Consider the following 14107-nt stretch of genomic DNA (forward strand, 5'->3'; position numbering starts at 1 on the left):
CCCGGATTACAATGTTTTTGTATTCTCCTAAACTTAATCACATTATCCCTTAGCGGAGAAATTGCTTTGGCAATATGTTTTCCGATGAAGATTTTACGAGTTCAAGAATTCTGTTTTGCCGGGTTTCGCTTTTTTTGGCCAGCATAATCCATTGTAGGATGGCTTTCTTAACCGATTTACTTAGGCCAAGAAAAAAAATCTTTGCCTCTTTTCTGTTTTTAAATTCTAAGGCTAAATCTTTAGGTATTTTAAGTGTTTCTACTGCATCTAAGGCTGTCCATGATCCATTTTGCTTAGCCCTTTTAATGGCTTCTAACCCTGCTTTTTCAATAAGTTCTTGTGCCAACAGGCGCTTTACCTTTTCTTTATTAATTTTCGACCAAACGCTATTGGCTTTCCGTTTACAGAAAAACTGCATAAACTTTTCCCCATCTATGGGCTTTTTTATACTGTCTATCCAGCCGAAACAGAGGGCCTCATCTACAGCTTCGCTCCAGGTAATGCTGGGCAAACCAGAACCTTTCTTGCCATAAACAAGCCAAACCGACAATTTAAGATCATGATAGGCTGCTAACCAATTCCGCCATTCTTTGATGCTGCCTGGGCAAAAAGTCTCTATATCTTTTACTTTGTTTTCCACTATTTCGCAATCAATAAAATAATTTTCATGAACAGATTATCCATAAATCAATTTTTAACCATGAAGCAAATTTAGTAGGCTTAGTGACAACCCTATGGCAGTGGTGATTTATTTTTTATAAAACTAACGGCGATAATTGGTTGCCAGATTATTTAAACTTGTTTATTATTCTTCACTACAGCTACGGTAACCATCAATTGCCCTACATGGCGCATGGTGTGCTCTGCGGCATGGAAGAGTAAGCCAATAACTGTTGAAGGAAGTCCTCCACGTCCTACGCCCCTATAATCGGGCAATGTTGACTCATCTGTATTTTTGATTTGCATTAATGCAAGATCTACCTGCTTGTTGAATCGGTTAACAAGATCTGCCACGGTATAGCCCTCTGCGGAATCTTTACCCTCTTCTGCCAACTGGGAAAACTGAAATTCAGAAAGACCTTCTGCCCTGGCATAAGTAAATACCCGATCGAGCACCCCACTTAAATGCTGAAGATGAAAACCTGTAGATGCCATCCCGGCAGGGCGTAGCCAAAGCAGTTCGACTGGAAATCCACCCATATACTCATTAATCTCTTCTCTTGCCTGTAATAATGCATGTGCTACAGGTTGTAACATCGGAATAATTTCGGGCAGTGACCCTCTTTGCCAAACTTCTAATTGCTGCGACATTAATATTTTTTAAAAACTTTAAATCCGATTTAAAGAAACCATAACCCTCATTTTGGTAATGATTGATGTATTAAATATATGCGATCGTTATAATCACAATCCAGATCATGCTAAAAACCCCGCCAAAATAAACCATAGGCATATGTTGTTTCAGGTTTTTCTTAACTAAGGCAGCGTAAATGATCCAACCAAAAAAGGCAATAAAACATAAGGGAACCGCGAATAATAACATAAGATTAAAATTGGTAATCTAATATAAACAAATTTGATTAACCACTTCCTAATTGCGGCTAATTAGAGGCCTATAAATTAGGCAATTTACAGTGAAACGATAACCCCAAAGTTCCAGCCTAGCCAACCTTGTGTGCCGTTTCTAAAGCTATGATGCCAGGCAGGCGCCACTTCCTTTTTATAATTTTCACCAGGAATAGCTTCTCCCTTCACATAATACGAATAGGCCGGTCCGGCAAAAAAGGCAAGTCTCGACAAAGCATTAAACTGCAGGTTTGCCTGTAACCTATAGAGGTTGTTTGCTTCTTCAAAATTGCCGGGATATATGGATTGGATCGTTCCTTCGACGGAGATAGCAAAATGTTTGTTTAATATAAAATCATGGCCGAGACCTAATCCAAAAGTAAATGCCCGGGCAGTATCTGAAAAATTTTTACCTGCAATTAATAAGGTATATAATTTGGCATTTCCGGTTTTAAAAGCGATGTTGGTATTGATTACTTCATTGCTATATACTGTTATTTTGCGGTAGCCATTATTGGATAGATTGATTAACCCAATACTAATTCCCGATGATGAATCGGCCAGATTTACCACACCAAGTTGAAAACCGTTCATGTTTTGAGCATGGTTAACTAATCCGGCAAGCTGCATACCCCTTAAACGGCCTGAGGTTTTATTCAATACACCTGCCAGCTGAACCCCTGTGGTATTTTTGTTCACATTAATCAGTCCAGCTACCTGCACTCCTTTAACATCTTTGCCTGCAAGATTGCCCACCCCGGCCAATTGCAGTCCCCTTACCTTACTTTCTACCCTATTTAACAAACCGGCCACCTGTACACCATCTACATTCATATTTACATCGTTGTACACACCTGACAATTGAATACCTTTTACCGATCCACCCACTACATTGAACAGACCCGCCACCTGAATCTTTTTAATATCACCTTTGGTTAAATTAAACACACCCGCTATTTCAAAACCATTTGTTCCGGCGGTATAACCACCAAGGATATTTAACGATGCTTTATTCACTACACTAGAACTCATGCTGCCGTGAGAGCTTAACCCAGGGGTAAACGATGCCTGAAAAGGTGTCTCTGCCAAAAAATCAGGAATATTCAGATTCTGGATGCGTTGCTTTGAGGAGAGCAAAAAACGCCATATGCCCCGCCCTCCAAAAGTGTTGGTAAAAAATGCGCCTTTCTCTTTGTCTGGATCTTCGTATTTCTCAGGCTTTATATTGATATCAGCCAGGAAAACCAGGGTCGTATCGCGATAGGTTTCTTTACTTGCCGTTAAAATTACGCCACTGTGCTCGCCTCTAAAACGCAATGTAAAATAGCCATTGTCATCTGTAAGTGCAGCCTGGAGCAGTTTTTTTTCATAAACACTGGCCTGTTTAACTTTATTCCCCGTTCGGGTATCAACCACATAACCGCTTATTGCATATTCATTGTCGCCGTTAGCAATGTGCTCTGCTTCTATTGTTAAATGATTTACGGCATAGCGTAGAATAATGTATTCGGCATTTTCTTTATAATCTACCTTACCATCAAACAGCTGATCTAAAACTTCACGTACCGGAACATTTTTCACATTCAGGTTAACCAGACTGTCCTGTTTGAATAACACACCATTATAAGAAAAATAGAAACCGCCGGCTTTGCTTAGCATCTGCAAAACATGGTTAACCTGTTCTTGCTTAACATTTAAACTTACCCCTTTTGATAAATTTCTTCGATAATCAACTGTGGTGACCTGTGCGATACAGTAGCCCGAAATAAAGAGCAATAAAATAATCAGTTTTGTCTTCATTATTTTTTATCAGACAACAAAATGGTGTTGCCGTTACGGGATAATTGTAAATTTAAGGTTTGGCAGATAATTTCAAGATTCTGGTTAATCGATCCCATTTTTAAAGTGGTATTGATGGTTAAGCCTTTAATCTTTTCATCCAAAGTGATGTTGCTTCCATAAGCTTCATTAAGGGTAATCACCAGTTTGGATAAAGCAATGTTATTCGCCTGAAACAGATTGCTGCGATAATAGTTGTAAAGCTGATCGGTGCTTTGTTCTTTTACCAGTTTACGGGTATTGCCATCAATATGTAGCTTTTCGCCCTTATAAAGCTTAATCTCATCATTGGCCTGGCGAACCTTCACAATTCCGGTTTCTACGTTAATTTCGGTATCCTTTTTTATGTGCTTAATATTGAACGAGGTACCCACTACTTCTACACTAATCTTTTCAATATCGATTACAAAAGGATGGATTTTATCTTTGGCTACATCAAAAAACACATCACCTTGTTCCAATTTCAGTTTTCTGTTGGTTTTAAAGTTTGCTGCATAGCTTATTTTAGTATGCTTGTTTAAGGTAAGTGCCGATCCATCAGGTAAGGTTTCGGTACGTACCTCGTAAGTAGCGGTGAGTTCAGTATATTTTCCAGGGCCGTATAAACTGTATGCAATCCATCCGCCTACGGCAATAAACAATACCGCAGCTATCCTTAGCCAAACTTTACCAGCATTTAACGGCTTGACGTTGTCACTCTGCAATTTTTCAGCTCTTCTCACCTTAAAACTTGTCCATGCCTGTTCTTCATCCCTTTTGTTTTCGTTTTTCAGGGTATTGCTTACCTGCCAGATGGTTTCTAGCTGCGAGAAATGTTTTTTATTGGCTTCGGTAACCTTTAGCCACTTTTCGACCTTTTCGTTTTCTTCTTCAGTACTTTCTTTTAGAAGAACCTTTATCAATAATTCATCAGTCATGCGCTTTCTTCTAATTAAAAAAATCATTATAATACCATAACCCAAGTAAAATAAACACGAGGAAATCAGCCAGTTTTAGTCTTAAAATCCGTAAAGCCTTCCCCATTTGATTTTCTACCGTTTTGATTGACAAACCTAAATGATCGGCAATTTCGCGGTATTTCAATTCTTCGAACCTGCTCATTTGAAAAATGGTGCGGCATTGCTCGGGTAAATGATTCAGGGCTTCTCTTAAATGCTGCTGAAGCTCTGTAAATTCTACTTTTGCAGCGGCAGGTTCATGTTCTGTGTTCATGGTGTGTACCGTAAATTCCTGGTATTTACTCTTGGTTTTTTCCTGTTTAATATAATTTAAGCTATCGTTGTAAACACATTTGTAGAGATATGCTTTTATAGATTGTATTTTAAGGCTTTCCCTTTTTTCCCAAAACTTTAAGAACATTCCCTGTACAATTTCTTCAGCAACATCTTCATCTTTTAAAATTACCTGAGCATAAGCGTGCAGCGCATGATAATGCGTTTTGAACAAATGTTCAAATGCGGTATCATCATGATAGTGATGGTTAATTTCGGAAGCTACAGCTGTTAATTCCACGGGTTTAATTGTAATCAAATATATAGGTTTATTAATGATTGAATTTTGAACGAGAGAGAACAATAATTGAATGAGAGAAGGAGAGAATGACTGAAGGATTGAATGATGGAATGTTAGAGAGTACACAAATTCAATCATTCAAAATTCAATCATTCATCTTAAAAACTAATCGCCAAACCACCTGTATAACCTAAAAACAAAGCATGTAGGGTATTGTCTTTTCTATCCCAACTTTTCACATAGTGTTTCTGCAGGGTTTTTCCTTCTTCGGTATTGGTTGATACAAAATTGAACGACGGACCCGCAAATATTTCTAAATTTTGGCCTATCCGAAGTGAAGGCAATAACTGAAAGGTAGATTTGAAATAATTGCCCCGTTTAAAGTTTTGTAATGAACCCCCGGTAAGTTCTGCATTTAACCTAAAGTGTTCTGATTGAAAAAAATGGGCCCCTAAACCAGCTTCGAAAGCATAAACTTCATCTTTATTTTTAAAGTTATAGCCAGCACCAATAATACCGTATAATACTTTCCCGCCTGATCTGAATGTGGCCATGGTGGTTAAATTCTGGTTAGTGGTTAAAGCAATACTTTTCTCCCCATTTTTAACAATATTGATAATCCCGATCGGATAATCGCTGCTATCGGCCACATTAATAAAACCGGCAAGCTGAACACCCTTTACTTTCTTTGCCACATTAATAAAACCAGCAATTTGTGATCCTTTTACATCGCCCGCTTTATTCATAAAACCTCCAACCTGCACGGCAGAAACATTTTTCGAAGTCCAGTTCATAAAACCAGCTACCTGGGCACCACTGTTTTCTTTTGAGATATTGGCGAAGCCAGCGATAGCAGCTCCATTTCCACCGCCATAAGTATTAATGAAACCAGCAAACTGTGCCCCACTTGCTTTGCCCCCAATGTGGTTAGAAAAACCTGCGAACTGTGTACCGCTTGCATTTTTACGCACGATATTGGAAAGGCCTGCGAAGGAGAGTCCTTTTTCTGCTGCCGAAACGCCAACCAATGCATTTAAAGAAAATACATTGGTATCAAGCGCAGCATGGGTTCCGTTTGTACTTACGGGGTATACCAAACCAATGTTTACTTTATTTTTTTTGCTTTCCTGCGCAAAACCATTTAAACCTGCACTTAAGAGTATAGCTAAACCTAATGCTTTAACACCAGGTACTTTTTTGAAATTGATGTTTGCTGTAAAGCTGTTTTTAATTTTTGTCGAAGTTATATTCATTTCCGTCTAATTTTAAAATGAGACAACAAATACAACACTTACCCCTACGTGCAGCAAAAAAATATTTCTTTGCTCGCCAATACCTTCACCGATATTACATTATACCAGCGTAAACCCAAATAAAAGAGTCTGTAATCATACATATAGAATTGTCATCCTGAGGAACAATTTATTTCATAAAAATCAATATAAATAACATGAGGTTTTAAGGGGTAAATCTCCTCAGATTATCGTCATTGCGAGAAGGCTTTTTCAGCCGACGAAGCAATCTTTATAGCAGGATCACTAGCAGGAAAGATTGCTTCGTCGTTCCTCCTCGCAATGACGATCCTTCTATTGGATTCTGTCATTGATAGAGGTTAGAATTTTTCAAATACAATGGAGGGTCGATGAAAGATTCGTAAATAAATACAAAACGCTTATTATCAGTCAAATAAAATATCTATCATTGATAGCGTAGTCGAAGGGCTATTACAATGATCATCTTTTTTAAGAGAGAATAACCAGATCGATATCTTTCACCGCCAGATTCTTCAGTAAGCCATTAAAAACCGCAGTACGCAGGATGACCTGAAAAATATTAAGATGGGGTTTGCCTATACAAATGGTGGTAATTTCTTTTTCATTTGCAATATCAATGATGGTTTTGGTTATGGCATTACTTTTTACTTTAATCACTTCAGCCCCAAGTTCGGTAGCCAGTTTAAAATGATTAATCAGATGGCGTTGTTTATCAAGTTTAATGCGTTCCATGCTTTCACTATCACGCTGCACATACAGTACAATCCATGGCGATCGGTAATAGGAAGCCAGTCTTGCTGTTTTCCGGATCACTACCCCTGCGGTTTCAGCATTAGAAGAAATACAGGCTAAAAAACGTTCGGGCCGGAGTTTAATGGATTTTGGAATTTCGGTCTGGATTTTCCGCTCTACCTGGTGCACCACCTCTTTAAGCACCAGTTCGCGCAATTGAAGGATTTTATCAGATTGAAAAAAATTGGCCAGTGCCTTTTCGATTTTTGATTGATCGTAAATTTTGCCTTCTTTAAGGCGGGTAACCAATTCGTCAGCGGTAAGATCAATATTGACGATTTCATCGGCAATCTCCAGTATCTTATCAGGGATACGTTCCGTAACCACTATACCCGTAATTTGCTCAATTTCCTCATTAATGCTTTCCAGGTGCTGGATATTTACGGCGGAGATGACACTAATCCCTGCCTCAAGCAAGTCGAAAACATCCTGCCAGCGTTTAGTGTTTTTGCTGCCTTCGGCATTGGTATGGGCAAGTTCATCTACAATAACAATCTCTGGATGGCGGTTCATGATCCCCTTGAGGTCCATTTCCTCGATTTCTTTGCCCCGATAAAAGATTTTTCGTCGAGGAATAATTGGAAGACCTGCAACAAGTGCTTCTGTTTCCGCTCTTTTATGGGTTTCAACATAGCCGATGCAAATGTCTACACCATTTCGCAACAAGGCATGCGATTCCTGGAGCATCCGGTAAGTTTTACCCACACCAGCACTCATGCCAATATAGATCTTGAGCTTTCCGCGTCTGGATTTTTTAACCAAATCTAAAAAGTGCCTGACTGATTCTTCTTTTTGTTCTTCTTCCATGATCTTTTATGTTCCCAATATAGCCAGAAACAGGCTGAACAAGATTTCTATGTAAGGATGCATTGTTTTTTATTAAAGAGCTGTCTTAAAAGTTATTTCATTTCTAAAATGGTCGTCATCTCGACTGAAGCGCAGTGCAATGGAGAGATCTATAATAGATTTCTCGACTACGCGGTGCTCCGCTCGAAATGACGAACTGACTCTTATTAAAACGATACTGCTATACTGGCCGTAAGCGTTGCATTGGCATTTACCGCTGCCGCATCTCTTGCAAAAACTTGGTCCTTGCTATCGTAAGCTTTCCCTTCCAGGCGGATAACCGCATTGGATATTGGCGCATAATCAAGGTTTAACGAATAGCCCTTTGTTTTGAAGCCATTTGGAGTTCCTGTTGCAATAAAAATTCCGTTTTTATCTTCATAATATTCGAACCTTCCGGCAACAGCCCATTTCGGCGCAAATTTGTATTGAACGATGGCTACAGGTGAGATTACCTCGTTTTTATCTTTACTGCCTTTTTGTTTCTGTTGAGTTCCATAATCAAATCCAACGGTCACACCAAATTTATCGGTAAGCTGAAAGATACCGTAAACATTATGATAAAATCTGTTTACCCTAACCGAATCAACACCTTCAGTTCCAAGATAGTTGCTGTAATTCACCGTGATTTTATCAGTCGGTTTCCAACTGAGTTGCAGTCCGCCGGCAGGCTTATCATTTCCGTTCTGGCGGCTAATGCGCTGCCATCCGTTCAGGTAAAGTGCGGTGGCGGTAAATTTACCATCTTGGGTACCATAAGTAATTTTTGCACCCGACTCGTAATAAGGTGTATTCTCCGATGAGATATTTCTGGTGAGTACCCAACAGTCTTTTGAAACCGCACCTTCGAAACCGATATGCGAAGAAAAGATTCCGGCATCCACCCAAAGGTTTTCCGATTTGGATAATTTTACCCCAGCATTGGCCTCGAAGATATTTTTTAATACACCAGGCTCGGCCGCAAGGTTTGCATTGGCATAAGTTCCGGCCATTACCGCTAAGTTTGCACGGATATTCCCACTATCGTACGCCGCTTTAATAAAACCAAGGTTCAGGTTCACCTCGTTTGCACGGTTATGAGAATAAATAAAACCCGGACGATTATGGTCGGCTGGTTTGTTAAAATCGTATCCATAATAGGCTTCAAGGTAACCGCTTACTTTAATTTTTGGTTCATCCTGTGCTTTTGCAAAGAATCCTGTAATAAGTGTAGCGGCAAGTAATAGTAATTTTTTCATCTGTATTCTATTTATTTTTATCTGATTGTTTTATTGGGTATGGTATAGCTTATTCGTCATCTCGACTGTAACGCAGTGGAATGGAGAGATCTTTAAACTGGTTTAATTAGATCTCTCCACTACGGTCGAGATGACGATTTCTCCCTAAAACCCCTAATTAAAGCTCATCAAGGGCAAGGTTTAATTTCAGCACATTTACCGATGAAGGGCCAAAAACACCCATAAATGGTTTGAGGGTATTCATGGCAATAAGTTCTTTCACCTTTTTCTCATCTATCTTTCTGGCTTTTGCTACCCTTTGAATCTGAATCGCGGCGCCTTGCTCAGAAATATTGGGGTCAAGTCCACTTCCTGATGCGGTAACCATATCGGCAGGGATATCTGATTTTTTAATCCCCGGATTGTATTTTAATAAAGTATCAATACGCGACTGTACCTCTTTTAAATAATCAGGATTAGATGGGCCTTTGTTAGAACCTGCGGAACCCGCTGCATTGTAAGCAACCGCCGATGGTCTTCCCCAGAAATATTCTGGTTTGGTAAAAGATTGGCCCAGCAAGGCATACCCCACTGTTTTACCATTTTTAGTGACTTTTTCTCCTCCACCGTTTCCTTTAGACATTTTGCCGATAAAGGCCACAGTGATTGGATATACTACGCATAACAGTACCAATAGGACTAAGGTTAAGCGGATAGATTGAATGATATACTTTTTCATGATGATATTTTTATTTTTCTTTGCTGTCATCCTGAGCCTGTCGAAGGACTTTTGTTGCTGCGTTTCGACGGGCTCAACGTGACAGATTCTTTTACACAAATAAACCGACCAATAAATCGATAATTTTAATGCCTATAAATGGAGCAACTACCCCGCCTATACCATATATAAACAGGTTTCTCCGTAATAAAGCTGTTGCGCCGATAGGTTTATAAGCCACACCTTTTAATGCCAACGGGATCAGGATAGGGATAATGATGGCGTTAAAAATCACAGCCGACATGATGGCGGATTCTGGTGAATGTAGTCCCATAATGTTTAAACTCTGCAAGGCAGGGATTGAAGCGATAAACAATGCAGGAACGATGGCGAAATACTTGGCCACATCATTCGCGATGGAGAAAGTGGTTAATGTACCACGGGTAATCAGCAGTTGTTTACCAATTTCTACGATCTCGATTAGTTTAGTAGGGTCGTTATCCAAATCGACCATATTACCGGCCTCTTTTGCCGCTTGTGTTCCACTGTTCATGGCTACACCAACATCGGCCTGAGCCAGGGCAGGTGCATCATTAGTACCATCACCCATCATGGCTACCAGTTTGCCAAGGGTCTGCTCATCTTTAATGTAATTCATTTTATCCTCGGGTTTGGCCTCTGCAATAAAATCGTCAACACCAGCTTTCTCAGCAATATATTTAGCGGTTAACGGATTATCTCCTGTAACCATCACCGTTTTCACACCCATTTTCCTTAAACGTTCGAAACGTTCGCTGATTCCGGGTTTAATAATATCCTGTAACTCGATTACTCCTAGTGCTTTCTCATTTTCAGATACCACTAGCGGTGTTCCTCCGTTAGTAGCGATAGCCTTTACATGGTTTTCGATATCATTAGGAAAAATATTTCCAGCTTTTTCAACAATATTCCGGATCGAATCGAAAGCACCTTTTCTAATCCTTCTCCCTTCGGCTGTATCTAATCCACTTGAACGGGTTTCGGCGGTAAATTTGATGAACGTAGATCCTTCTGGTGTTCCAGTAGATCTGATGCCTTGCTCAGCAGCTAACTCAATGATCGATTTTCCTTCCGGGGTTTCATCAGCCAGTGAACTCAGCACGCAGGCATCGGTAAAAACTTTAATGTTTATACCTGCAGTTGGATAAAAATTGGTGGCTTTACGGTTACCAATAGTAATTGTTCCGGTTTTATCTAAAAGCAGTACATCAATGTCGCCTGCAGTTTCTACGGCTTTACCCGATTTGGTAATTACATTGGCTCTTAATGCTCTGTCCATTCCGGCAATACCGATGGCAGATAAAAGTCCGCCGATGGTGGTTGGAATTAAACATACAAAAAGGGAGATTAATGCCGCAATGGTAATCGGTGTATGAGCATAATCGGCAAAAGGTTTCAACGTTACACACACAATGATAAATACCAAGGTAAAACTGGCCAGTAAAATGGTTAAGGCAATTTCGTTTGGTGTTTTCTGACGTGATGCACCTTCAACCAGAGCAATCATCTTATCTAAAAAACTTTCCCCAGGGGCAGTGCTCACCTGAACTTTAATTTCATCAGATAAAACTTTTGTACCACCGGTTACCGAAGATTTATCACCTCCCGACTCGCGAATTACCGGGGCAGATTCTCCAGTGATGGCCGATTCATCGATAGTGGCAATACCTTCGATAATCTCTCCGTCAGTTGGAATGGTATCACCTGTTTCGCAAACAAAAACATCTCCTTTTTTCAACTGGTTGGACGAACGGATTTCGATGGTTCCGTTTGCCAATAGCACTTTGGCTGGTGTTTCTTCTCTTGTTTTACGAAGACTATCGGCCTGTGCCTTACCTCTTGCCTCTGCGATGGCCTCGGCGAAGTTGGCAAACAGCACGGTAAGCAATAAGACTAAAAAGATGAAGAAATTGTATAAAGGTGATCCTTGTCCGCTATGGCTGAAAGAATATACGGTAACATAAGCCATTACAAGTGTCCCTATTTCTACAGTAAACATGACCGGGTTACGAACCATTACCCTTGGATCAAGCTTGATGAAAGATTGTTTTAGTGCGGTCTGCACCAAGGCAGGTTCGAACAATTTATTATTGGGTTTCATTTTTTTTATTTATTATGTGATTTCACAGATTTATGGTGTGGTTTGTCATCCTGAGCTTGTCGAAGGACCTTTGATGAATGCATTTAGACTACTTTGTTTCGATTTTTTATCCGAAGGCTCAATATGACAATTATCATTTATTTAAGCATGGTAAAATATTCTGCCAAGGGTCCTAAAGCCAGGGCAGGGAAATAAGAAAGTGCATTTAACACGATGATTACCGCAAAAGTCATCAGGGCAAAGGTTTTGGTATCGGCTTTAAGTGTACCGGCCGATTCTGGAATGAATTTTTTGGCACCTAATAATCCAGCAATGGCAACAGGCCCTATAATCGGTAAGAAACGGCCAAGGAAAATCACAATACCGGTAGATAGATTCCAGAAGATACTGTTATCGCCCAGTCCTTCAAATCCCGAACCGTTGTTGGCATTGGACGAAGTCATTTCATACAGCATCTCAGAGAAACCGTGGAAACCGGAATTATTGAGCCAGTTTTTAGGCTGCACCGCCCAGGCAGCATCGCCGTGGGAGGTAAAGATGTAACTGGCAATTGCGGTTCCGGTAAGGATCAAAAACGGGCTTAATAAAGTGATAATGGCCGCAATCTTAATCTCTCTTGCTTCTACCTTATGTCCGAGAAACTCCGGCGTTCTGCCGACCATCAATCCAGAAATAAATACGGCAACAATGAGGTAAATAAAGTAATTTAATAACCCCACGCCACAGCCTCCGTAAAAAGAGTTGATCATCATGGCCAATAATTGCCATAATCCTGTTAAAGGCATAGTACTATCGTGCATTCCGTTTACCGATCCGGTAGAAATTACGGTAGTAAGCGTACTCCAATAAGCAGTAGCTGCCGGACCGAAACGTACTTCTTTACCTTCCATCGCGCCGGTAGTTTGCGAGATACCCATTTTGGCCAGGGCCGGATTACCGCCCAATTCCGAACTTAAGGTTGGTAAAAGCAGCATAAACAAACCAATGGTCATTACACCAAAAATGGTCCATGCCAGTTTTTTCCTACGGATGAAGTAACCAAAGGCAATGATCATCGCTAAAGGAATAATCGTTTGTGCGATCATTTCCACCATGTTGGTTAAGTAGCTTGGGTTTTCGAATGGGTGAGCTGAATTGGCCCCAAAATAACCTCCGCCATTGGTGCCTAAATGTTTAATGGCAATCATTTGAGCCGCTGGTCCTCTCGAAACATGCACCGTATCACCTTGAAGGGAGACAAATTGATCTTTGCCCTCATAACTTGCGGGGGTACCATTAAAGGTTAAGATTAGCGCCATCACAAAAGATAAAGGCAACAATAAACGGGTAATTGATTTTACAAAGAACTCCCAAAAGTTACCTAACTCATTGGTTGTTTTATCTCTAAAAGCTTTAAAAAGGACAACGGCAGCGGCGATACCTGTCGCCGCACTAACAAACTGAAGAAACATCAATACATATTGCTGGGTAAGATAACTTACGCCACTCTCACCCGAATAATGCTGAAGGTTACAGTTAGCAACAAAGCTGATAATGGTGTTAAAGGCCAGATCCGGAGTCATCCCAGGATTTCCATCCGGATTGAATGGGAGTTTATCCTGAAAGATGAGTACAAAAAAACCGTAAAACAGCCATAGTATATTAATGGTAAGCAGTGCTTTTAACTGCTGTTTCCAGTTCATCTGTTCTTTAATATTGATTCCAGAAAGCTTGTAAATACCAGTTTCCAATGGTTTTAAAAAATCTGTCCAGACTTTTTCTCCTGCAAAAACCTTAGCTAGGTATTTACCCAATGGTATTGCAATGGCCAGGGTGAGCAGGAATGTGGCAATAATGCCTGTTAATTCAGTGTTCATTTTTTGTTTTGTTAATTGCCCTCCGTAAGGGAGAAAAAGATTAAAATTTTTCGGGTTTAATCAGCACGTAGATCATATAGATCAATACGGCGATGGCGATAATAAATAATGCGATCATAATGTTAGATTTTTTCGAACCAGTCGATTGATTTGTAAATAGCCCAGCAGAGCAGGATTAGGATTAAAAAAATTAGTATGGTCATGATTGTATTGCTTTTGCATGCCATTAGCCAACTCTTATACCACAAAAGAGAAATACTAAATAAGTAACTGACTAACAGTTATTTATACCTTTAAAAATTTTCTTAATTAAAATTGATCATAAAAAAACCCTTCCATTTTGGAAA

12 protein-coding genes are annotated in these 14107 nt (G+C 39.9%); all 12 read right to left on the reverse strand.

From position 1 onward, the window contains the following. Positions 1–49 precede the first annotated feature (49 nt). On the reverse strand, positions 50–640 hold the full coding sequence (locus QF042_RS23435) for a YdeI family protein (RefSeq protein WP_307532583.1): 591 nt from the start codon (positions 638–640) through the stop codon (positions 50–52). A gap of 152 nt (positions 641–792) precedes the next feature. Then, entirely contained in the window at positions 793–1311 is a 519-nt protein-coding gene (locus tag QF042_RS23440) for a DinB family protein (RefSeq protein WP_307532584.1), read from the reverse strand. 318 nt (positions 1312–1629) lie between these two features. Next, the gene (locus tag QF042_RS23445) at positions 1630–3366 is read right to left on the reverse strand and encodes an STN and carboxypeptidase regulatory-like domain-containing protein (RefSeq protein ID WP_307532585.1); all 1737 of its coding nucleotides are present in this window, start codon (positions 3364–3366) and stop codon (positions 1630–1632) included. Next, positions 3366–4322 (reverse strand): FecR family protein, encoded by a 957-nt coding sequence (locus QF042_RS23450; protein WP_307532586.1) that lies wholly within the window; start codon positions 4320–4322, stop codon positions 3366–3368. The genes QF042_RS23445 and QF042_RS23450 overlap by 1 nt, the downstream gene beginning before the upstream one ends. A 10-nt stretch (positions 4323–4332) precedes the next feature. Then, on the reverse strand, positions 4333–4935 hold the full coding sequence (locus QF042_RS23455; protein ID WP_307532587.1) for an RNA polymerase sigma-70 factor: 603 nt from the start codon (positions 4933–4935) through the stop codon (positions 4333–4335). Between the two features lie 140 nt (positions 4936–5075). After that, positions 5076–6170 carry a hypothetical protein gene (locus tag QF042_RS23460; RefSeq protein ID WP_307532588.1) on the reverse strand — a complete coding sequence of 365 codons (1095 nt, stop codon included), beginning with the start codon at positions 6168–6170 and terminating at the stop codon, positions 5076–5078. A 489-nt stretch (positions 6171–6659) separates the two neighbouring features. After that, on the reverse strand, positions 6660–7790 hold the full coding sequence (locus tag QF042_RS23465; RefSeq protein ID WP_307532589.1) for a sensor protein KdpD: 1131 nt from the start codon (positions 7788–7790) through the stop codon (positions 6660–6662). A 206-nt stretch (positions 7791–7996) separates the two neighbouring features. Next, positions 7997–9067: a porin gene (locus QF042_RS23470; RefSeq protein WP_307532590.1), complete on the reverse strand. Its 1071-nt coding sequence runs from the start codon at positions 9065–9067 to the stop codon at positions 7997–7999. A gap of 157 nt (positions 9068–9224) precedes the next feature. After that, positions 9225–9785: a K(+)-transporting ATPase subunit C gene (locus tag QF042_RS23475; protein ID WP_307532591.1), complete on the reverse strand. Its 561-nt coding sequence runs from the start codon at positions 9783–9785 to the stop codon at positions 9225–9227. Between the two features lie 91 nt (positions 9786–9876). Continuing rightward, positions 9877–11904, reverse strand: a complete 2028-nt coding sequence (gene kdpB, locus QF042_RS23480) for a potassium-transporting ATPase subunit KdpB (protein WP_307532592.1) — start codon at positions 11902–11904, stop codon at positions 9877–9879. Between the two features lie 137 nt (positions 11905–12041). Then, positions 12042–13760, reverse strand: coding sequence for a potassium-transporting ATPase subunit KdpA (kdpA, locus tag QF042_RS23485; RefSeq protein WP_307532593.1), 1719 nt, complete (start codon positions 13758–13760; stop codon positions 12042–12044). 40 nt (positions 13761–13800) lie between these two features. Next, positions 13801–13878 (reverse strand): potassium-transporting ATPase subunit F, encoded by a 78-nt coding sequence (locus QF042_RS26435; protein ID WP_373459106.1) that lies wholly within the window; start codon positions 13876–13878, stop codon positions 13801–13803. Positions 13879–14107 lie beyond the last annotated feature (229 nt).

The organism is Pedobacter sp. W3I1, from assembly GCF_030816015.1.
Taxonomy (GTDB): domain Bacteria; phylum Bacteroidota; class Bacteroidia; order Sphingobacteriales; family Sphingobacteriaceae; genus Pedobacter.

Coding starts and splice junctions, on each gene's coding strand:
- QF042_RS23450 (WP_307532586.1), bottom strand. CDS start 4,322: ATGACTGATGAATTATTGATAAAGGTTCTTCTAAAAGAAAGTACTGAA.
- QF042_RS23445 (WP_307532585.1), bottom strand. CDS start 3,366: ATGAAGACAAAACTGATTATTTTATTGCTCTTTATTTCGGGCTACTGT.
- QF042_RS23460 (WP_307532588.1), bottom strand. CDS start 6,170: ATGAATATAACTTCGACAAAAATTAAAAACAGCTTTACAGCAAACATC.
- QF042_RS23465 (WP_307532589.1), bottom strand. CDS start 7,790: ATGGAAGAAGAACAAAAAGAAGAATCAGTCAGGCACTTTTTAGATTTG.
- QF042_RS23475 (WP_307532591.1), bottom strand. CDS start 9,785: ATGAAAAAGTATATCATTCAATCTATCCGCTTAACCTTAGTCCTATTG.
- QF042_RS23440 (WP_307532584.1), bottom strand. CDS start 1,311: ATGTCGCAGCAATTAGAAGTTTGGCAAAGAGGGTCACTGCCCGAAATT.
- kdpB (WP_307532592.1), bottom strand. CDS start 11,904: ATGAAACCCAATAATAAATTGTTCGAACCTGCCTTGGTGCAGACCGCA.
- kdpA (WP_307532593.1), bottom strand. CDS start 13,760: ATGAACACTGAATTAACAGGCATTATTGCCACATTCCTGCTCACCCTG.
- QF042_RS26435 (WP_373459106.1), bottom strand. CDS start 13,878: ATGATCGCATTATTTATTATCGCCATCGCCGTATTGATCTATATGATC.
- QF042_RS23470 (WP_307532590.1), bottom strand. CDS start 9,067: ATGAAAAAATTACTATTACTTGCCGCTACACTTATTACAGGATTCTTT.